This is a genomic window from Mixta sp. (assembly GCF_024610815.1).
Taxonomy (GTDB): domain Bacteria; phylum Pseudomonadota; class Gammaproteobacteria; order Enterobacterales; family Enterobacteriaceae; genus Mixta; species Mixta calida.
Window position 1 is genome coordinate 1 of record NZ_JANION010000158.1, and the last position, 20,175, is coordinate 20,175.

Here is a 20,175-nt window from a genome sequence, read left to right on the forward strand (position 1 = left end):
GGACAAAACGCCTGTCCTGCAGGAATGAATTATCTGGCGTATACCGGCAGCAGATCGACGTAGCTGAGCAGCGACACCACAATGTTCAGCGCGGCGAACAGCAGCACCAGTACAAGGGGAAACAGGCCGCCTTTCAGTTTCCAGCCCTGCGCTTCAGGGAAACGCTGTCTGGCGCGGTACGCCAGCAGCGCCGGGGTAATCACCGCCCAGATGGTGGCTGCCAGCCCGGCATAGCCGATCGCCAACAGAAAACCGTTCGGCCAGATCAGCGCGGCGACAAGCGGCACGACAAAGGTGACCAGCGTGGTTTTCAGCCTGCCTGTCGCGCCGTTATTAAATTTCAGCAGATCGGCAAGATAGTCAAACAGCCCCAGCGTGACGCCAAGAAACGAGCTGGCGACAGCAAAGGTGGAGAAGATGGTCAGCAGCGCGCTAAGCGAGGCGTTTTGCAGCAGGCCGCCCAGCGCTTCCACCAGCGCATCGATATTACCGCCGCGCTGGGCAATGGCGATAAAATCTGCGCGCGGAATATTCCCCATGGTGCCGATAATCCATACCAGATAGATCGCCAGCGCGGCGACGGTACCCAGCAACAGGCAGCGCACCACCTTTTTGCCATCGCGCTGGTAATAGCCGATGAGGCCGGAAATATTGCCGTGATAGCCAAACGAGGCAAGGCAAAAAGGCACCACCATCCAGAGATAGCGCAAATAGCGCGCCTCCTCGCCGCCGCTGGGGAACAGCAGCGCAGGCTTTACATGCCCCAACAGGCCGCCGAACAGCAGGAAGAAAGTGATTACCTTCGCGCCGAGAAAAATCAGCGTGACGCGACTGACAACGGCAGTGCCCAACCAGACAAACAGCGCCACCAGCAGCGTAAAGCCCAGCCCGGCGATTCGGGCCGACACCGGCATGCCCAGCGAGGCGAAGGTATGCTGCAAAATAGCGCCGCTTGCGGAGATATAGGCGTAGGTCAGAATGCCCAGCACGAAGGCGATTGAAGCGCCGTTAATCAGATTCCAGCGCCGCCCCAGCAGATCGCGCGTCAGGGTGTCGAAACCTGCACCGGTGGGATAATGCAGGCTGGCTTCCAGAAACATCAGTCCGGAAAGCAGCATACAGAGCCAGGTGAGCAGCAACATTGCCGCCGACCAGCTAAACCAGGCGCCGGACATCACTACCGGCAGGGAAAACATGCCGGCGCCGACCACGGTGCCGGTAATAATCAGTGTGCCCCAAAGTACAGAAGGGAGTTTGCTGGCGGAAACCGCTGTTCCCATAACGCGTCCTTAGAATGATATCTGTTCATTTTATATTCAGCTGGCGTTCTGTCTGGCAGAACCACCGCTCAGGCAGACATTCTACCTCAGAGTGAACTCATGAACTAGTACATAACAAGGAACGATTTTGATGTGGCGCAGGCTAATGGCGGAATGGCATCGGCGGAAACCTGACGTTTACCAGCGGAACGGGAGCGCCCTTCTCGCCCGATGGGACGACAGGCGTAAAAAAGGCGGCTCGTTGAGCCGCCTTGCTGACAATTACGCGGTTTTACTCGCCGCTTTTCGCCCAAGTGTCGCGCAGGCCAACGGTTCGGTTGAACACCAGATGCTGCGGGCTGGAATAGACGCTGTCGGCGCAGAAATAACCTTCGCGCTCAAACTGGTAAGGCGAAGTCGCTTCCGCCTGCTTCAGGCCAGGCTCCACAAAGCCCTGTTTGATCACCAGCGATTCCGGGTTAATGGTGGCGAGGAAATCTTCCGCCGCGCCCGGATTCGGCACGCTGAACAGACGATCGTAAAGACGGAATTCGGCCGGCACCGCGTGTTCTGCGGAAACCCAGTGGATCACGCCTTTTACTTTACGTCCGTCTGCCGGATCTTTACTCAGCGTATCCACGTCGCAGGTGCAGAAGATGCAGGTAATGTTGCCTTCTTCATCTTTCGCCACGCGCTCGGCGCGAATAACGTAAGCGTTGCGCAGACGCACTTCTTTACCCAATACCAGACGTTTGTACTGCTTGTTGGCCTCTTCGCGGAAGTCGGCGCGATCGATCCAGATTTCACGGCTGAACGGCACGGTGCGCTGGCCCATTTCGGGCTTGTTGGGATGATTAGGCATCTCAATCATCTCTTCATGTCCGGCAGGCAGGTTTTCGATCACGATCTTCAGCGGATCGAGCACCGCCATCGCGCGCGGCGCGTTCTCGTTCAGGTCGTCGCGAATACAGGATTCCAGCGACGCCATTTCAACGATGTTGTCCTGCTTGGTGACGCCGATGCGACGGCAGAATTCACGGATCGAGGCGGCGGTATAGCCACGACGACGCAGACCGGAAACGGTCAGCATGCGCGGATCGTCCCAGCCTTCCACAATCTTCTCGGTCACCAGCAGGTTCAGCTTGCGCTTGGACATGATGGCGTATTCGAGATTAAGACGCGAAAACTCATACTGACGCGGATGTGTCGGAATGGTGATGTTGTCCAGCACCCAGTCATAAAGACGACGGTTATCCTGGAACTCCAGCGTACAGAGCGAATGGGTGATCCCCTCCAGCGCATCGGAGATGCAATGGGTGAAATCATACATCGGATAGATGCACCATTTGTTGCCGGTCTGATGATGTTCGGCGAATTTAACGCGGTACAGCACCGGGTCACGCATTACGATAAAGTTGGACGCCATATCGATTTTTGCGCGCAGGCAGGCCGCGCCTTCCGCGAATTCACCGTTGCGCATTTTTTCAAACAGCGCCAGGTTCTCTTCTACGCTGCGATCGCGGTAAGGGCTATTTTTACCCGGCGACGTCAGCGTGCCGCGATATTCGCGGATCTGCTCTGGCGACAGCTCGTCGACATAGGCCAGGCCTTTATTGATCAGCTCAATAGCGTACTGATAAAGCTGGTCGAAATAATTAGAGGAGTAACAGACCTCGCCGCTCCACTGGAAACCCAGCCACTGCACGTCACGCTTGATGGACTCAACGAACTCGATATCTTCTTTTGCCGGGTTGGTATCATCAAAGCGCAGGTTGCACTGCCCCTGATAATCCTGGGCGATGCCGAAGTTCAGGCAGATCGACTTGGCGTGACCAATATGCAGGTAGCCGTTCGGCTCCGGTGGAAAGCGGGTATGCACACTGCTGTGCTTGCCGCTCGCCAGATCTTCGTCAATGATCTGACGAATAAAGTTAGTTGGGCGGGCTTCAGCCTCACTCATCACTGTATCCTCAACACAAAATGTCTGGTTGGTTTAACCATGAAATAACGGATTATGATCCACAAAGCGCGCAAGGGAAACAACCGTTTGTTGGCGCCAGGGCAGAAAAAAGGCAGGAATCGCTTCCTGCCTTAGAGAGGTTTAATGCCAGGGGGGCGTTATTTGCGGATTTCGTACAGTTTGCTTTCGCCTGCAACCACCGTTCCCGTCGCCAGCGACGCCACGCCAGCGAAGTCGTCGATGTTGCTGACCACTACCGGACTGATCATTGAGCGGGCATTCGCGTTAAGGAAATCAAGATCCATTTCCAGCACTGGCTGACCGGCGCTAACGGTCGCGCCCTCTTCCGCCAGACGCTTAAAGCCCTTGCCCGCCAGCGCAACAGTATCCAGCCCCATATGCACCACAATCTCCACGCCGTCCGCCGTTTCCAGGCAGAACGCGTGATTGGTGTTGAAAATTTTCACCAGCGTGCCTGCGGTCGGCGCCACCACGATGTTGCCGGTAGGCTTGATTGCCAGACCGTCGCCCACCGCTTTGCTGGCAAACGCCTCGTCCGGTACCTGATCCAGCGCCACGATTTCGCCGCTCACCGGCGCCAGCAGCGTGGCGAAGGCGTGCTGCGCGGTCGTTGCTGGCGCAGCGACCGGCGCGCTTTTCACCGCATCAGCGACCGGCGCCGCCGCGCCTGAGGCTGCTACCGGGCCTTTCGCCAACACTTTTTTCATCGCAGAGGCGATCGATTCCGCCTGGGTGCCGACAATAATCTGCACGCTCTGTTTATTCAGACGGATTACGCCCGACGCGCCAAGACGTTTAGCCAGCCCCTCATTCAGCGTAGCGCTGTCTTTCACATTCAGGCGCAGACGGGTGATACAGGCATCGATGTGCGTCAGGTTATCGGAGCCGCCCACCGCGCTGATATAGCGACGCGCCAGCGATTCGGTTTCCGTTTCGCCACTTACGCCGCTCTCCACGTTCACATCGTAGCCATCGCTTTCATCGCCTGACACCGCCAACTCGCGGCCCGGTGTCATCAGGTTGAATTTTTTGATGGTGAAACGGAACACCAGATAGTAGATGACAAAGAACACCAGACCCTGCGGGATCAGCATATACCACTGCGTTGCCAGCGGGTTGCGCGATTGCAGCGCCATATCAACCAGACCGGCGCTGAAGCCGAAGCCGGAGATCCAGTGCATGTTGGCGGAGATAAAGACGGAGATGCCGGTCAGCACCGCATGGATGACATACAGCACCGGCGCCACGAACATAAAGGAGAATTCCAGCGGTTCGGTAATGCCGGTAAAGAAGGCCGCAAACGCCGCCGCGATCATAATGCCGCCGACTTTGGCGCGGTTTTCTGGACGGGCGCACTGGTAAATCGCCAGCGCCGCGCCAGGCAGACCGAACATCATAATCGGGAAGAAACCAGCCTGATACTGTCCGGTGACGCCGACAATCCCTTTGCCGCTGGCGATAGACTGCGCGCCGCCGAGGAAGTTCGGGATATCGTTAATGCCGGCCACGTCAAACCAGAATACTGAGTTGAGCGCGTGATGCAGACCAACCGGAATCAGCAGACGGTTGAAGAAGGCATAGACGCCAGCGCCGACTGAACCCAGCTTCTGAATATGTTCGCCGAAGTTCACCAGCGCATCGAAGATCACCGGCCAGACGTACATCAGAATAAAGGAAACCAGAATCATCAGGAAGGAGACCAGAATGGGCACCAGCCTGCGTCCGCTAAAGAACGACAGCGCTTTCGGCAGCTCTACGTGACTGAAGCGGTTGTAAACCTCAGCGGAGAGGATACCGACCAGAATACCGACAAACTGGTTGTTGATTTTGCCGAAGGCGGCGGGCACCTGCTCCAGCGGCATATGCTGAATCATCGCCACTGCCGCTGGCGAGCAGAGCGTGGTGACGACTAGAAAACCGACGAAGCCGGAAAGCGCCGCGGCGCCATCTTTATCTTTCGACATACCGTAAGCGATGCCGACGGCAAACAGCGCCGCCATGTTTTCGATAATTGCGCCGCCCGACTTGATCAGCAGCGCCGCCAGCGCATTGCCCGCGCCCCAGCTGTCAGGATCGAGCCAGTAGCCGACGCCCATGAGTATCGCGGCGGCCGGCAGCGTAGCCACCGGCACCATCAGCGCCCGCCCTACTTTCTGCAAATAACTGAGAATATTCACTATTTCCCCCTGTGAGAATCAAAAAGGCGTCTGAGGTTGTTACTGTTATTATCACATTCCTCAGATCACCTGACGAAATTTGCTGCTTTAAGGTGCAGTGTAAAAATAATTTAATTCGCTACGCAAATTAAACGCGCTCTGTCTGTGACTTTTATCACCATAATCTTATTTGCGGTCGCCGTACCACTGGCTATCCTCCGCCACTTATTTTATGATCTGAAATATCAGGACGGCGCTCTCCTTTGCTGTCAGGGCAGCAAAGTCACCCTACGCTTAGGTTTGTTGGCACAACCGTCCATCACCGGTTTGAAAACTGCTTAAACGAGGTAAACTATGAGACTGATTCCTCTGGCGAACGCTTCCCAGGTAGGCAAATGGGCCGCACGCCACATTGTAAACCGCATCAACGCCTTTAAACCAACGGCAGAACGTCCTTTCGTTCTTGGCCTTCCTACCGGCGGCACGCCGCTCGAAGCCTACAAGCATCTTATCGAAATGCATAAAGCGGGCCAGGTTAGCTTTAAACATGTCGTCACCTTCAATATGGATGAATATGTCGGCCTGCCGAAAGAGCATCCGGAAAGCTACCACAGCTTTATGTATCGCAATTTTTTCGATCATGTTGATATTCCTCGCGAAAACATTAATCTTCTTAATGGAAATGCTGAGGACATTGACGCAGAATGTCGCCAGTATGAAGAGAAGATTCGCGCCTATGGAAAAATTCATCTCTTTATGGGCGGCGTCGGCAATGATGGACACATCGCCTTTAATGAACCGGCCTCTTCGCTGGCGTCCCGCACCCGTATTAAAACGCTGACGCACGACACGCGCGTGGCGAACTCGCGTTTCTTCGACGGCAATGTGAATCAGGTGCCGAAATATGCGTTGACGGTCGGCGTCGGCACGCTGCTGGATGCGGAGGAGGTGATGATTCTGGTGACCGGCCATGTTAAGGCGCAGGCGCTTCAGGCAGCGGTAGAAGGCAACGTTAACCATATGTGGACCATTAGCTGCCTGCAGCTGCACCCGAAAGCCGTTGTGGTTTGCGATGAGCCTTCCACCATGGAGCTGAAGGTCAAAACGGTTAAATATTTCCGCGAGATGGAAGCGGAAAATATGCAGGGTTTATAAACAGTGATTTGACAACCTGTCCGGCCAGCGTGCCGGGCAGATGCCGCTTTAGTCGGGAGAATATTATGTACGCTTTAGTGAATGGCCGCCTGTTTACCGGTCATGAAATTCTGGATGATCATGCCGTTGTGATTAAAGACGGCCTGATTGAGCGCGTCTGCCCTACCAGCGAACTGCCCGCGGAATGCGAACAGCGCGACGTGAGCGGCGCGCTGGTCTCTCCCGGTTTCATCGACGTTCAGTTAAACGGCTGCGGCGGCGTCCAGTTTAATGACAGTCTCGACGCGCTGAGCCTTGAAACGCTCGCCATCATGCAGAAAGCCAATGAGAAATCGGGCTGCACCAGCTTCCTGCCCACCCTTATCACCAGTTCCGATGAGCTGATGATCCGCGCGGTGGAAGTGATGCGCAGCTGGCTGACGCATCATCAGCATCAGGCGCTGGGCCTGCATCTGGAAGGTCCCTGGCTTAACGTCGCGAAAAAAGGCACGCACCACGCGGAGCTGATTCGCAAGCCTGAGCCCGCGCTGGTGAAATTCCTGTGCGATAACGCGGATGTGATTACGAAAGTGACGCTGGCGCCGGAAATGGCCGGTACGGAAGTGATCCGCCAGCTGCGCGACGCCGGCATTATCGTTTCCGCCGGTCACTCTCACGCTACCTATGCTGAGGCACGCAGCGGTTTCGCCGCTGGCGTCAGCTTTGCGACCCACCTATATAATGCGATGCCGACGCTGACCGGACGCGAACCGGGGCTGCTCGGCGCCCTGCTTGATACGCCGGAAGTCTACTGCGGCATTATCGCCGACGGTCTGCATGTGCATTACGCCAACGTACGCAACGCCAAACGCATTAAAGGCGATAAGCTGGTGTTGGTGACCGACGCGACCGCGCCAGCTGGTGCGAACATTGATCGGTTCATTTTTGCTGGCAAAACAATATACTATCGGGACGGGCTGTGCGTTGACGAAAACGGAACGCTGAGCGGATCGGCGCTGACTATGATTGAAGCGGTGCGTAACTGCGTTGAACATGTCGGCATTTCTCTGGATGAAACCTTGAGAATGGCGACGCTCTATCCAGCCCGCGCGATGGGCGTAGATAAGCAGTTAGGATCGATTGAAGCTGGAAAAGTAGCGAACCTGACGCTGTTTACGCGCGATTTTCACATTATCAAGACTATCGTTAACGGTAACGACGTCTTCAGCGAGTAATCATTGATGACCACTGGCGGCCAGGCACAAATAGGAAATGTCGACCTCGTAAAACAGTTAAACAGTGCAGCGGTCTACCGCCTGATTGACCAGCAGGGGCCGATATCCCGTATCCAGATTGCGGAACAGAGCCAGCTTGCGCCCGCCAGCGTCACAAAAATTACCCGCCAGCTGATTGAACGCGGCCTGATTAAAGAGGTGGATCAGCAGGCGTCCACCGGCGGCCGCCGCGCAATTTCCATCATTACCGAAACCCGCGGCTTTCACACCATCGGTGTCCGTCTTGGCCGCAATGACGCCACGGTGACGCTGTATGATCTAAGCGGCAAAGCGTTGGCGGAAGAGCACTACCCGCTGCCGCAGCGGACGCAGGAAACGCTGGAGCAGGCACTGTTCAACGCTATTGCCGATTTTTGCGCGGCCCACCAGCGTAAGATGCGCGAGCTGATCGCCATCGCTGTTATCCTGCCCGGTCTGGTCGATCCTGATAACGGCATCATCCGTTATATGCCGCATATTACGGTCAATAACTGGCCGCTGGTCGCCAACCTGCGTCAGCGATTCAACGTGACCAGCTTTGTCGGCCACGATATCCGCAGCCTGGCGCTGGCGGAACACTATTTTGGTGCAAGCCGCGACTGTGCGGACTCTATTCTGGTGCGTTTACATCGCGGCACGGGCGCGGGCATTATCGCTAACGGCCAAATCTTCCTGGGCAGCAACGGTAACGTTGGCGAAATAGGCCACATCCAGGTCGATCCGTTAGGCGAACGCTGCCACTGCGGCAATTTTGGCTGCCTGGAAACCATTGCCGCCAACAGCGCGATTGAAAATCGGGTGCGCCATCTGCTTCAGCAGGGTTATTCCAGCACGCTTACGCTGGATGACTGTTCGATTCAGGCCATCAGCAAAGCGGCGAATCGGGGCGATGCGCTGGCGACAGAAGTCATTGAGCATGCCGGCCGCTATCTCGGTAAAGCGATCGCCATCGCCATCAACCTGTTTAACCCGCAAAAAATTGTGTTGGCTGGCGAGATCACCGAAGCGGAAAAAGTACTGTTCCCCGCTATTGAAAGCTGTATTAACACGCAGACGCTGAAGGCGTTTCACAAAAACTTGCCGGTGGTGCGTTCAGCGCTGAATCATCGTTCAGCGATCGGCGCTTTTGCGCTGGCGAAGCGAGCGATGCTGAACGGCACCTTACTGCAACGTCTGCTTGAAGAGTGACAGCGCAAACCAGCCCTGAGCGGCTGGTTTTTTTTCGCCTGCGCCCCATCCAGGTCGTTTTTTAAGCTCACCCCGCTGTTTTTTGCCGATCCAATAATTTTTACCGCTTTTTATTAGATGATATTCAACATTCCACCTTGAGCAACAACCTTTTTATCAGGAAAAAAGGAAAACGCTTGCATTGTATGCAGCAAATAGCGCATTTTCTTATTCATCACGCAACGACAGGCGTTGCTTATCCAATATTATGCAATGACAACATCGCCGTTAAGGTGAGATCAGGAGTAGGTTATGTGTTCAATCTTTGGTGTACTCGATCTGAAAAGCGACCCTTCAGAGCTGCGTAAGAAAGCGCTGGAGCTGTCACGTTTAATGCGTCATCGCGGCCCGGACTGGTCTGGCGTCTATGCCGATGACCACGCCATTCTGGCGCATGAGCGTCTTTCTATCGTCGACGTCAACAACGGCGCGCAGCCTCTTTACAACGCCGCACATACCCATGTTCTGGCCGTTAACGGTGAGATCTACAACCACCAGGCGCTACGCGCAGAGCTGAGCGACCGCTATGAATTCCAGACCGGCTCCGACTGCGAAGTGATCCTCGCGCTGTATCAGGAAAAAGGTGTCGACTTCCTTGACGACCTGCAGGGAATGTTCGCCTTCATTCTGTATGACAGTGAAAAGAAAAGCTGGCTTATCGGCCGCGACCATATCGGCATCATCCCGCTCTATATGGGCTTTGATGAGCATGGCAACCAGTTCGTCGCCTCAGAAATGAAAGCGCTGGTGCCGGTCTGCCGCACTATCAAAGAATTCCCGCCGGGAAGCTACCTCTCCAGCACCGACGGCGAAATTCGTCGCTACTACCAGCGCGACTGGATGGAGTATGACAATGTCGCGGATAAGGTGACTGACGCCGCCGCGCTGAAAAACGCGCTGGAAGAGTCGGTAAAAAGCCATCTGATGTCCGACGTGCCGTATGGCGTGCTGCTCTCCGGCGGTCTTGATTCCTCCATTATCTCTGCGGTGACCAAACGTTTTGCGGCGAAGCGCGTGGAAGATCAGGATCAGAGCGACGCCTGGTGGCCGCAGCTGCACTCATTCGCCATCGGTCTGGAAGGATCGCCCGATCTAAAAGCGGCGAAATCCGTCGCCGATCATCTCGGCACGGTGCATCACGAAATTCATTTCACCGTGCAGGAAGGGCTGGATGCGATCCGCGATGTGATCTATCACATCGAAACCTATGACGTGACGACGATTCGCGCCTCCACGCCGATGTACCTGATGTCGCGCAAGATCAAGGCGATGGGCATTAAGATGGTGCTTTCCGGCGAAGGCGCCGACGAAGTGTTCGGCGGCTATCTCTACTTCCATAAGGCGCCGAACGCCAAAGAGTTCCATGAAGAGAACGTGCGTAAGCTGTTGGCGCTGCATATGTATGACTGCGCGCGCGCCAACAAAGCGATGTCCGCCTGGGGCGTGGAAGCGCGCGTGCCCTTCCTGGACAAGAAATTCCTTGATGTGGCGATGAGCATCAACCCGCAGGATAAGATGTGCGGCAGCAACGGCAAGATGGAAAAACATATCTTGCGCGAATGCTTCTCCTCTTATCTGCCGGAAAGCGTGGCGTGGCGCCAAAAAGAGCAGTTCTCCGACGGCGTTGGCTACAGCTGGATCGATACGCTGAAAGAAGTGGCGGCGCAGCAGGTCACCGATCAGCAGTTGCAAACCGCGCACTATCGTTTCCCGTACAACACGCCGGCGTCGAAAGAAGCCTATCTCTATCGCGTGATTTTCGAAGAGCTGTTCCCGCTGCCGAGCGCGGCGGAATGTGTGCCGGGCGGTCCGTCCGTGGCCTGCTCTTCCGCCAAAGCGATTGAGTGGGATGAAGCGTTCAAAAAAATGGACGATCCGTCAGGCCGCGCGGTAGGCGTTCACCAGTCCGCCTATAAATAATTTACGCTTAAGCTGTTGTAAAAGCGGGCCTCTGCGGCCCGTTTTTTATTGCCTCTGCTGAAGTTGCGATCAAGAATTGATGTTTTTATCGTCATGCTGGTTACAAGCCAGTCAAACGACGCGTGAAAGGTATAAATCGGCAAAAAACTTGTTGACGCTGTTGAGCGCAATACGCATAATGCGCCCCGCAACGCCGATGAAGGTAACGCGAAAAAAGATGGCTACGTAGCTCAGCTGGTTAGAGCACAGCACTCATAATGCTGGGGTCACAGGTTCGATTCCCGTCGTAGCCACCATCTTTTTTGCGGGAGTGGCGAAATTGGTAGACGCACCAGATTTAGGTTCTGGCGCCGCAAGGTGTGCGAGTTCAAGTCTCGCCTCCCGCACCATTTCAGTCATCGGCAACGGATGGGGTATCGCCAAGCGGTAAGGCACCGGTTTTTGATACCGGCATTCCCTGGTTCGAATCCAGGTATCCCAGCCACACCAGAAAGCAGTAAATCTGGCTACGTAGCTCAGCTGGTTAGAGCACATCACTCATAATGATGGGGTCACAGGTTCAAATCCCGTCGTAGCCACCATATTATTGGGGTATCGCCAAGCGGTAAGGCACCGGATTCTGATTCCGGCATTCCGAGGTTCGAATCCTCGTACCCCAGCCAATTACAAACTGTTTATCCCAATTTATTGGGGTGTCGCCAAGCGGTAAGGCACCGGATTCTGATTCCGGCATTCCGGGGTTCGAATCCCTGCACCCCAGCCAAACAGTGTGAAAAAGCCCGCTTCTGCGGGCTTTTTTGCGTCTGCGCACTGTGAAAAATCAACGGGCAGATCGCCTGCCCGTCATGCTTTTTATAATCCCAACGCGTAACGCAGCGCCTGACGCTTCAGCAGGCCGCCGCGCTCGGCCGCCATCAGCCCGATATTGCGCAGCAGGCGCAGCGGCGGCAGACGATTGCTGAAGGCGAAATAAAAAAGATCCATTCCGCTCTGCATCAGCAGATTATCTTTCTGCCGCTGGCGCTGATAGCGTTGCAGCACGCGCTCGGAGGCCCACTCCTCGGCCCGATCGCGCGCCTCGGTTAACACATCGATCAGCGCGTCGACATCGCGATAGCCGAGATTAACGCCCTGCCCCGCCAGCGGATTAATGGTGTGCGCCGCGTCGCCGACCAGCGCCAGCCCTGGCAGAACATAGTGGTTGGCGTGGCGACGCACCAGCGGGAACGAGGCGGCCTGCTGAACACGAAAGCGGCCCAGCCGCGCCGGGAAACAGCGCGCCACCTCTTTTTGCAGCTGCTCCGGCGGCAGCGACTGCAGCTGGCGGATGCGCGCCGGATGATCGTACCAGACCAACGACGCCCAGCGGCCATAGAGCGGCAACAGCGCGTGCGGGCCGTCCGGCGTAAAGTGCTGCCAGGTGGTGTCGCCCGCGTCATGATCCAGCTCAACGCTTATCAACATGCAGGACTGGCTGTAGTTCCAACCCTGAATGCCGATGCCGGTCAGCTGACGCACCTGCGAATTTGCGCCGTCGGCGCCAATGACCAGACGAGCCGTCAGCTGTTGCCCATCGGCTAATCCCAGCCGCCAGCCGCCGCTATGCTGTTCAAGCGTTTGCAGTTTCGCCGGCGCGAACAGCGTGACCGGCTGTTCCTGCAACCGCTGCCACAGCGCCAGCTGCAGCACGCTGTTCTCCACCATATAACCCAGCTCCGGCAATCCCAGGCTCGCGGCATCGAACTGCACGCGCGCCGTCTGCCACTCCCAGGTTTCCAGCTTGCGGTAGGGCGCGCAGCGCATCTGCTCCACGCGTTGCCATACATCCAGCGACTTCAACAACGCCACCGAGGCGCAGCCGATAGCGGAAATGCGAATGTCGGGCGGCGCTTCCGCATTGAATTCAGGCGGCGTTTCGCGCTCCAGCACCGCTACCTGAAACCCCTGCTGCGTCAGCCCGCTGGCTAACGCCGCGCCCACCATGCCGCCGCCCACGACGACGATATCGAAATGCGTTTGGTGCATAAATGTATCCTTCTGTGCCCTGCCGTCTCGCTGCGGCAGGTCAGCGAACCTGTCAGATAAAGTGTACCGGAAATCGCGCGAAAAACAGAAAAGCCTCGAGACTGGTCACAACAGCAGCAAAGCATTACAATACGCGCCCTGCAATCCTTCCTGCACTGATAAATGGCAAGTTAGATGAGTAAAAAACTGCATATCAAAACCTGGGGCTGTCAGATGAACGAATACGATTCATCTAAAATGGCCGACCTGCTGGATAGTACGCACGGCTATACCCTCACGGACGTAGCGGAAGAGGCTGATATTCTGCTGCTTAACACCTGTTCCATCCGCGAAAAAGCGCAGGAGAAGGTGTTCCATCAGCTGGGCCGCTGGAAGACGCTGAAAGAGCGCAACCCGGAATTAATTATCGGCGTGGGCGGCTGCGTCGCCTCGCAGGAAGGTGACCATATACGTCAGCGCGCCAGCTATGTCGATATCGTTTTCGGTCCGCAAACCCTGCATCGCCTGCCGGAGATGATCAACTCCGTACGCGGCACGAAAAGCCCGGTGGTGGACATCAGTTTCCCGGAGATCGAAAAATTCGACCGTCTGCCGGAGCCGCGCGCCGAAGGCCCGACGGCGTTTGTTTCCATCATGGAAGGCTGCAACAAATACTGCACCTTCTGCGTGGTGCCCTATACCCGCGGCGAAGAAGTCAGCCGTCCCTGCGACGACATTCTGCTGGAGATCGCGCAGCTGGCGGCGCAGGGCGTGCGTGAAGTCAATCTGCTGGGACAGAACGTCAACGCTTACCGCGGTGCGACCTATGACGGCGGCATCTGCACCTTCGCAGAGCTGCTGCGTCTGGTCGCCGCGATCGACGGCATCGATCGCATTCGCTTTACCACCAGCCATCCGATCGAATTCACCGATGACATTATCGAAGTTTATCGCGATACGCCGGAGCTGGTGAGCTTCCTGCATCTGCCGGTGCAGAGCGGCGCCGACCGCATTCTGACGCTGATGAAGCGCGCCCACACCGCGCTGGAATACAAGGCGATTATTCGCAAGCTGAAAGAGGCGCGCCCGAATATTCAGATTAGCTCCGATTTCATCATCGGCTTCCCTGGGGAAACGCAGGAAGACTTTGAAAAAACTATGAAGCTGATCGCCGACGTTAACTTCGATATGAGCTTTAGCTTTATCTACTCCGCGCGTCCGGGCACCCCGGCGGCCGACCTGCCGGACGACGTCAGCGAAGAGGAGAAAAAGCAGCGCCTTTATATCCTGCAGGATCGCATCAACCAGCAGGCGATGGCGTGGAGCCGCCGCATGCTTGGCACCGTGCAGCGCATCCTGGTGGAAGGCCCGTCGCGTAAGAACGTGATGGAGCTCTCTGGCCGTACCGAAAACAACCGCGTGGTGAACTTTGAAGGCACCCCGGAGATGATCGGCAAATTCGTCGATGTGGAAATTGTCGACGTTTACACCAACTCGCTGCGCGGCGTGGTGGTGCGTACCGAAGATCAGATGGGTCTGCGCGTAGTGGAAAGCCCTGAATCGGTCATCGCGCGCACGCGCAAAGAGAACGAAATCGGCGTAGGCGTCTGGCAGCCCTGATGCGACTGCGACCTGCGGCGGGCGCCCTTGCCCGCCGCACTATTTCACTTCATTACGCTTGCTTTCTGAAAGCCGCGCCCAAATATCCGCTTTATGGCTTGCGCCTTTCTGTCATGACATAAATACTTCAGCTATGGCTAGCCTGCCCGTCAGGCGTAAGTACCCTGTTATTTCTCAACCTGGCCCTGAGCGACCCAAAGGATTAGTTTGAATATCGAAACTCGTGAAATAGTGTTAGAACCTGCGGATAACCAGCGCCTGCAAAGCCTGTGCGGCCCGTTTGACGATAACGTGAAACAGCTTGAGCGTCGGTTAGGCATTGAAATCAGCCGCCGCGATAACAGCTTTAAGCTGGTCGGACGCGCCATCTGCGTCAACGCCGCCGTGGATATCCTGCGTAATCTCTATGTCGATACCGCGCCGGTGCGCGGCGTGATCCCGGACATTGAGCCGGAGCAGATTCATCTGGCGATCAAAGAGAGCCGCGTGCTGGAGCAGACGGCGGAAAGCGTGCCGGAATATGGCAAAGCGGTGAACATCAAGACAAAGCGCGGCGTCATCAAGCCGCGTACGCCGAATCAGGCGCAGTATATCGCCCATATTCTCGACCATGACATTACCTTCGGCGTCGGTCCGGCCGGTACCGGTAAAACCTACCTGGCGGTCGCGGCGGCGGTGGATGCGCTGGAGCGTCAGGAGATACGCCGTATCCTGCTGACGCGTCCGGCGGTCGAAGCGGGTGAAAAGCTGGGCTTCCTGCCGGGCGATTTAAGCCAGAAGGTTGACCCTTACCTGCGCCCGCTGTATGACGCGCTGTTTGAGATGCTGGGCTTTGAGCGCGTCGAGAAACTGATGGAGCGCAACGTCATTGAAGTGGCGCCGTTGGCCTATATGCGCGGCCGCACTCTGAACGACGCCTTTATTATTCTCGATGAGAGTCAGAACACCACCATCGAACAGATGAAGATGTTCCTGACGCGCATCGGCTTTAACTCGAAAGCGGTCATTACCGGCGACATCACCCAAATCGACCTGCCGCGCAACGCCAAATCGGGCCTGCGCCACGCGATCGAAGTGCTGTCGGACGTCGAAGAGATCAGCTTTAACTTCTTCCATAGCGAAGATGTGGTGCGCCATCCGGTGGTCGCCCGCATCGTTACCGCCTATGAGGCGTGGGAAGAAGCGGACCAAAAACGCCGCGATAAGCAGGCGGAAGAACGCAAGCGCGAAGCGCTGGCGATGCAGGCGGCACAGGAACAGAAATGAGTCAGGTTATTCTCGATTTACAGCTTGCCTGCGAGCAGGCTGAAGGGCTTCCCGACGAAGCGGATTTTCGCCGCTGGCTGGAGGCGGTGCTGCCACAGTTTCAGCCGGAAAGCGAAGTCACTATCCGGATTGTCGACGAAGCGGAAAGCAATGAGCTTAACCTTACCTATCGCGGGAAAGATAAGCCTACCAACGTGCTTTCTTTCCCGTTTGAAGCGCCGGCCGGCATAGAATTGCCGCTGCTGGGCGATCTGATCATTTGCCGCCAGGTTGTTGAACAGGAAGCGCAGGAGCAGGAGAAGGCGCTGGAGGCGCACTGGGCGCACATGGTTATTCATGGCAGCCTGCATTTGCTTGGCTACGACCATATTGAAGATGATGAAGCCGAAGAGATGGAATCGCTGGAGACTGAGATAATGCTTGCTCTTGGTTATCCCGATCCGTACATTTCGGAGAAAGAGGCGCCGTAACAGGCAGCCTGTTGTCAGACCCTGCCGGCGAAGCGCTGGCAGGCCGATTCTTATAAAGAGAGACCCATAACAGAACGCCATGAGCGACGACCATTCACAAAACAGCGACAGTCCCAGTAGCAAAAAGGGATTTTTCTCCCTCATTCTCAACCAGCTTTTTCACGACGAACCAAAGAACCGTGAAGAGTTGCTGGAACTTATTCGTGATTCCGAACAGAACGAGCTGATCGATCAGGATACGCGTGACATGCTGGAAGGCGTCATGGATATCGCCGAGCAGCGCGTGCGAGATATCATGATCCCCCGCTCCCAGATGATTACCCTGAAGCGTAATCAGAGTCTGGAAGAGTGCCTGCAAGTTATCGTCGAATCCGCCCACTCCCGTTTCCCGGTGATCAGCGAAGATAAAGATCACGTGGAAGGCATTCTGATGGCGAAAGATCTGCTGCCCTTTATGAGCAGCGGCTCCGAACCTTTCAGCATGGAAAAGGTGCTGCGTCCGGCGGTCGTGGTGCCGGAAAGCAAACGCGTCGACCGCATGCTGAAAGAGTTCCGCTCGCAGCGCTATCATATGGCGATTGTGATTGATGAGTTCGGCGGCGTATCGGGTCTGGTGACCATCGAGGATATCCTTGAACTGATCGTCGGCGAAATCGAAGATGAGTATGACGACGAAGAAGATCGCGATATTCGTCAGCTGAGCCGCCATACCTTTACCGTGCGCGCCCTGACGCCGATTGAGGACTTTAACGAGGTCTTCGAGACGCATTTCAGCGATGAAGAGGTGGATACCATCGGCGGTCTGGTGATGCAGGGCTTCGGTCATCTGCCGGCGCGCGGCGAAAGCATTGAGATTGAGGGCTATCAGTTTAAAGTCGCGATGTCAGACAGTCGTCGTATCATCCAGGTTCATGTCAGAATACCGGAAAATGCGCCGCTGCCTACGCTGGATGAATAATGCATTAATGGCTATCGCCTCCATTCTGGATAAATAACATATTTATGGCTATCGCCTCTGTTTATGCCCGTCAGCAGGTTCGCCTGCTGCTGGCTTTGTTTGCCGGCGCCGCCGGCACCCTTGCTTTTTCCCCCTATGATTTCTGGCCTGCCGCCCTAATCTCTCTTATTGGGCTACAGGCGTTAACATTGCAGCGCACCACGCCGCAGGCTGCCGCCATTGGCTTCGCCTGGGGTTTCGGGTTGTTCGGCAGCGGCATTAACTGGGTTTACGTCAGCATCGCCACTTTCGGCGGCATGCCCGGCCCGGTTAACGTGCTGCTGGTAATTCTGCTGGCCGCTTATCTGGCGCTCTACCCGCTGTTGTTTGCGGCGGTGCTCAATCGCCTCGCGCCGCGCGCCACGCTGCTAAGGCTGACACTGCTGGCACCGGTCGCCTGGCAGGTGAGCGAATTCCTGCGCGGCTGGATTCTGACCGGCTTTCCCTGGTTGCAGTTCGGCTACAGCCAGATCGACGGCCCGCTGAAAGGCCTGGCGCCGCTGGCTGGCGTGGAGTCGGTCACGTTCGTGCTGATGATTATCGCCGGGCTGGCAACCTGCGCGCTGGCGCAGCGTCGTCTGTGGCCGGCGCTGGCGGCGCTGGCGCTGCTGCTGCTGCCCTGGCCGCTGCGCTATATCAACTGGTATCAGCCGCAGCCGACGCGCGCGGTGGATGTCGCGCTGGTGCAGGGCAATATCCCCCAATCGCTGAAATGGGACCCAGAGCAGCTGCGCAATACGCTGCGCATCTACAGCGACAGCAGCCGCCCTTTTATTGGCAAAGCGCCGTTAATTATCTGGCCTGAGTCGGCGATATCCGATTTGGAAGTCAACCAGCAGCCGTTTTTACACGGGCTGGATAGCGCGATGCGAGGCGGCGACAGCACGCTGATTACCGGTATTGTCGATTCCCGGCTGGAGAGCAATCGCTATTACGATTACAACTCGGTTATCGTGCTGGGCGGCAACAAACCTTATGACTATTACGGCGGCAACCGTTATCAGAAGAATCATCTGGTGCCTTTCGGCGAATTTGTGCCGCTGGAGGCGTTGCTGCGACCGCTGGCGCCCTTCTTCGATCTGCCGATGTCCTCTTTCAGTCGCGGCGACTATATTCAACCGCAGCTGAAGGCGGCGGGCTATAACCTGACGACGGCGATCTGCTATGAGATCGTGCTGGGACAGCAGGTGCGCGATAATTTCCGCCCCGATACCGATTTTCTGCTGACCGTCTCCAACGACGCCTGGTTCGGCCACTCTATCGGTCCCTGGCAGCATTTCCAGATGGCGCGCATGCGGGCGCTGGAGCTGGGCCGTCCGCTGCTGCGCAGTACCAATAATGGCGTTACCGCCGTAGTTGGCGCGGATGGCGCCGTACAGCAGATTATTCCGCAGTTTACGCGTCAGGTGCTGGAAGCGCGCGTCGCGCCCACAACCGGCCTGACGCCGTATGCCCGCATCGGCAACCTTACCGTCTGGCTGCTGACCCTGCTCTTTACGCTGGCGTCGGTCGTTACAGCGCGTCGCCTGCGTCGCTAAGGTTCTGACTACAGGCGAAGCCAATGCGCTTCGCCTGTTCTCCTTCCCTCTTTTCTGCCTGTTTTCATCAAAACGACATCTTTGCCTCTTAACGTGGATGGCACAGCCTTTGCATTACCTGAGTAGCGAAACCGCATTTAACCGGGTTGAAGTCCGGCCGCAGCTGCTAATGCACTTATTAGGGTCAGTGCCTGCTCCGCTTTAGGGCGGCAGAAAAAAAATGCATTAATTTGGTGCGGCGAGCTTCGCAAAAAACAAACTTTTTTGTTTCATTACGTTAACATTCCGCTATGTTAAGAGCTATTCAGATCCTTTCTGGAAAGACACGACAAGAAAAGCGGCAGGCCATACACAACATTATCTCGGTCCCTGTATCAGGCGACCAAACGACAAAGGAGTTGGAACATGCAGATGCGTAAAGCGGCGCTGTCTCTTCTGTTGCTCAGTGCAGCGGCAGGCGCAGCCCAGGCAGAAGAACTCACCGGCACGCTGAAAAAAATCAATGATAACGGCGTTATCGTGGTCGGCCATCGCGAGTCTTCTGTTCCCTTTTCTTATTATGACAATCAGCAAAAAGTGGTCGGTTACTCGCAGGCCTACTCCAACGCCATTGTTGAAGCGATCAAGACAAAGCTGAACAAGCCCGATTTGCAGGTGAAAATGCTGCCCGTCACTTCGCAGAACCGTATTCCGCTGCTGCAAAACGGCACTTATGACTTCGAATGCGGCTCGACCACCAATAACCTGGAGCGTCAGAAACAGGCCGCGTTCTCAGACACCATTTTCGTTATCGGCACGCGCCTGCTGGTGAAAAAAGGCAGTCCAATTAAAGATTTCGCCGATCTGCAAGGCAAAACTGTCGTTGTGACTTCCGGCACCACTTCTGAAGTGCTGCTGCACAAGCTCAACGATGAGAAAAAAATGGAAATGCGCATTATCAGCGCGAAAGATCACGGCGACTCTTTCCGCACCCTGGAAACCGGCCGCGCCGTGGCCTTTATGATGGATGACGCTCTGCTGGCTGGCGAACGCGCTAAAGCGAAGAAGCCGGACAACTGGGAAATTGTCGGCACGCCGCAATCGAAAGAAGCCTACGGCTGTATGCTGCGTAAAGACGATCCGGCGTTTAAGACGCTGGTCGATGAAACCATCGCTAAAGCGCAGACCTCAGGCCAGGCGGAAAAATGGTTTGATACCTGGTTCAAGCAGCCTATTCCGCCGAAAAATCTCAATATGAACTTTGCGCTTTCCGAAGATATGAAAGCGCTGTTCAAATCGCCGAATGATAAAGCTTTAAATTAATTACAACGAAAACAGGGGCGATTCGTC

Annotated in this window: 14 protein-coding genes and 6 tRNA genes; 16 read left to right on the forward strand and 4 right to left on the reverse strand. The window is 56.1% G+C overall.

Annotated elements, in window-relative coordinates:
* Positions 1-29: 29 nt before the first annotated feature.
* From mtr to nagE, 3 genes are all read right to left on the reverse strand, one after another.
* Positions 30-1,280, reverse strand: coding sequence for a tryptophan permease (mtr, locus tag MYY08_RS11820; RefSeq protein ID WP_288014335.1), 1,251 nt, complete (start codon positions 1,278-1,280; stop codon positions 30-32).
* A gap of 271 nt (positions 1,281-1,551) precedes the next feature.
* A complete protein-coding gene (gene glnS / locus MYY08_RS11825; RefSeq protein ID WP_038627415.1) occupies positions 1,552-3,219 on the reverse strand; it encodes a glutamine--tRNA ligase in 1,668 nt (555 codons plus the stop codon).
* A gap of 158 nt (positions 3,220-3,377) precedes the next feature.
* Complete coding sequence (gene nagE, locus MYY08_RS11830) at positions 3,378-5,417, reverse strand: N-acetylglucosamine-specific PTS transporter subunit IIBC (protein ID WP_038627418.1); 2,040 nt, start codon at positions 5,415-5,417, stop codon at positions 3,378-3,380.
* A gap of 333 nt (positions 5,418-5,750) precedes the next feature.
* Here nagE and nagB point away from each other — a divergent pair, with 333 nt between their 5' ends.
* From nagB to MYY08_RS11880, 10 genes are all read left to right on the forward strand, one after another.
* The gene (gene nagB, locus MYY08_RS11835; RefSeq protein WP_288014338.1) at positions 5,751-6,551 is read left to right on the forward strand and encodes a glucosamine-6-phosphate deaminase; all 801 of its coding nucleotides are present in this window, start codon (positions 5,751-5,753) and stop codon (positions 6,549-6,551) included.
* Positions 6,552-6,616: 65 nt separating this feature from the next.
* Positions 6,617-7,765: an N-acetylglucosamine-6-phosphate deacetylase gene (gene nagA, locus MYY08_RS11840; RefSeq protein ID WP_084970217.1), complete on the forward strand. Its 1,149-nt coding sequence runs from the start codon at positions 6,617-6,619 to the stop codon at positions 7,763-7,765.
* Between the two features lie 6 nt (positions 7,766-7,771).
* Positions 7,772-8,992, forward strand: a complete 1,221-nt coding sequence (gene nagC / locus MYY08_RS11845; protein WP_038627423.1) for a DNA-binding transcriptional regulator NagC — start codon at positions 7,772-7,774, stop codon at positions 8,990-8,992.
* Between the two features lie 291 nt (positions 8,993-9,283).
* Positions 9,284-10,951, forward strand: a complete 1,668-nt coding sequence (gene asnB, locus MYY08_RS11850) for an asparagine synthase B (protein ID WP_038627425.1) — start codon at positions 9,284-9,286, stop codon at positions 10,949-10,951.
* 219 nt (positions 10,952-11,170) lie between these two features.
* A tRNA-Met gene (locus MYY08_RS11855) sits at positions 11,171-11,247 on the forward strand.
* Positions 11,248-11,255: 8 nt separating this feature from the next.
* Positions 11,256-11,340, forward strand: a tRNA-Leu gene (locus tag MYY08_RS11860).
* Positions 11,341-11,360: 20 nt separating this feature from the next.
* A tRNA-Gln gene (locus MYY08_RS11865) sits at positions 11,361-11,435 on the forward strand.
* Positions 11,436-11,455: 20 nt separating this feature from the next.
* Positions 11,456-11,532, forward strand: a tRNA-Met gene (locus MYY08_RS11870).
* A gap of 6 nt (positions 11,533-11,538) precedes the next feature.
* Positions 11,539-11,613 (forward strand) — tRNA-Gln (locus MYY08_RS11875).
* A 26-nt stretch (positions 11,614-11,639) separates the two neighbouring features.
* Positions 11,640-11,714: transfer RNA gene (locus MYY08_RS11880), tRNA-Gln, on the forward strand.
* A gap of 89 nt (positions 11,715-11,803) precedes the next feature.
* On the opposite strand, the gene ubiF is transcribed toward MYY08_RS11880, so the two are convergent.
* On the reverse strand, positions 11,804-12,976 hold the full coding sequence (gene ubiF / locus MYY08_RS11885; protein ID WP_084970216.1) for a 3-demethoxyubiquinol 3-hydroxylase: 1,173 nt from the start codon (positions 12,974-12,976) through the stop codon (positions 11,804-11,806).
* Positions 12,977-13,150: 174 nt separating this feature from the next.
* Between ubiF and miaB the strand changes: the two genes are divergently transcribed.
* The 6 genes from miaB (at position 13,151) to MYY08_RS11915 (ending at position 20,148) form a co-directional block, all read left to right on the forward strand.
* The gene (miaB, locus tag MYY08_RS11890; protein ID WP_038627429.1) at positions 13,151-14,575 is read left to right on the forward strand and encodes a tRNA (N6-isopentenyl adenosine(37)-C2)-methylthiotransferase MiaB; all 1,425 of its coding nucleotides are present in this window, start codon (positions 13,151-13,153) and stop codon (positions 14,573-14,575) included.
* A gap of 207 nt (positions 14,576-14,782) precedes the next feature.
* Entirely contained in the window at positions 14,783-15,841 is a 1,059-nt protein-coding gene (locus MYY08_RS11895; protein ID WP_038627431.1) for a PhoH family protein, read from the forward strand.
* A complete protein-coding gene (ybeY, locus tag MYY08_RS11900; RefSeq protein ID WP_038627433.1) occupies positions 15,838-16,311 on the forward strand; it encodes an rRNA maturation RNase YbeY in 474 nt (157 codons plus the stop codon). The genes MYY08_RS11895 and ybeY overlap by 4 nt, the downstream gene beginning before the upstream one ends.
* A gap of 79 nt (positions 16,312-16,390) precedes the next feature.
* Positions 16,391-17,269 carry a CNNM family magnesium/cobalt transport protein CorC gene (gene corC, locus MYY08_RS11905; RefSeq protein WP_038627435.1) on the forward strand — a complete coding sequence of 293 codons (879 nt, stop codon included), beginning with the start codon at positions 16,391-16,393 and terminating at the stop codon, positions 17,267-17,269.
* 44 nt (positions 17,270-17,313) lie between these two features.
* Positions 17,314-18,846 (forward strand): apolipoprotein N-acyltransferase, encoded by a 1,533-nt coding sequence (gene lnt / locus MYY08_RS11910; protein ID WP_288014344.1) that lies wholly within the window; start codon positions 17,314-17,316, stop codon positions 18,844-18,846.
* Positions 18,847-19,251: 405 nt separating this feature from the next.
* On the forward strand, positions 19,252-20,148 hold the full coding sequence (locus MYY08_RS11915; RefSeq protein WP_038627439.1) for an amino acid ABC transporter substrate-binding protein: 897 nt from the start codon (positions 19,252-19,254) through the stop codon (positions 20,146-20,148).
* The last annotated feature ends 27 nt before the right edge of the window (positions 20,149-20,175 follow it).

Excerpts from the sequence above, each read along its gene's own strand:
- mtr (WP_288014335.1), bottom strand. The coding sequence starts at position 1,280 with ATGGGAACAGCGGTTTCCGCCAGCAAACTCCCTTCTGTACTTTGGGGC.
- glnS (WP_038627415.1), bottom strand. The coding sequence starts at position 3,219 with ATGAGTGAGGCTGAAGCCCGCCCAACTAACTTTATTCGTCAGATCATT.
- nagB (WP_288014338.1), top strand. The coding sequence starts at position 5,751 with ATGAGACTGATTCCTCTGGCGAACGCTTCCCAGGTAGGCAAATGGGCC.
- nagA (WP_084970217.1), top strand. The coding sequence starts at position 6,617 with ATGTACGCTTTAGTGAATGGCCGCCTGTTTACCGGTCATGAAATTCTG.
- nagC (WP_038627423.1), top strand. The coding sequence starts at position 7,772 with ATGACCACTGGCGGCCAGGCACAAATAGGAAATGTCGACCTCGTAAAA.
- asnB (WP_038627425.1), top strand. The coding sequence starts at position 9,284 with ATGTGTTCAATCTTTGGTGTACTCGATCTGAAAAGCGACCCTTCAGAG.
- ubiF (WP_084970216.1), bottom strand. The coding sequence starts at position 12,976 with ATGCACCAAACGCATTTCGATATCGTCGTCGTGGGCGGCGGCATGGTG.
- miaB (WP_038627429.1), top strand. The coding sequence starts at position 13,151 with ATGAGTAAAAAACTGCATATCAAAACCTGGGGCTGTCAGATGAACGAA.
- ybeY (WP_038627433.1), top strand. The coding sequence starts at position 15,838 with ATGAGTCAGGTTATTCTCGATTTACAGCTTGCCTGCGAGCAGGCTGAA.
- corC (WP_038627435.1), top strand. The coding sequence starts at position 16,391 with ATGAGCGACGACCATTCACAAAACAGCGACAGTCCCAGTAGCAAAAAG.
- lnt (WP_288014344.1), top strand. The coding sequence starts at position 17,314 with ATGGCTATCGCCTCTGTTTATGCCCGTCAGCAGGTTCGCCTGCTGCTG.
- MYY08_RS11915 (WP_038627439.1), top strand. The coding sequence starts at position 19,252 with ATGCAGATGCGTAAAGCGGCGCTGTCTCTTCTGTTGCTCAGTGCAGCG.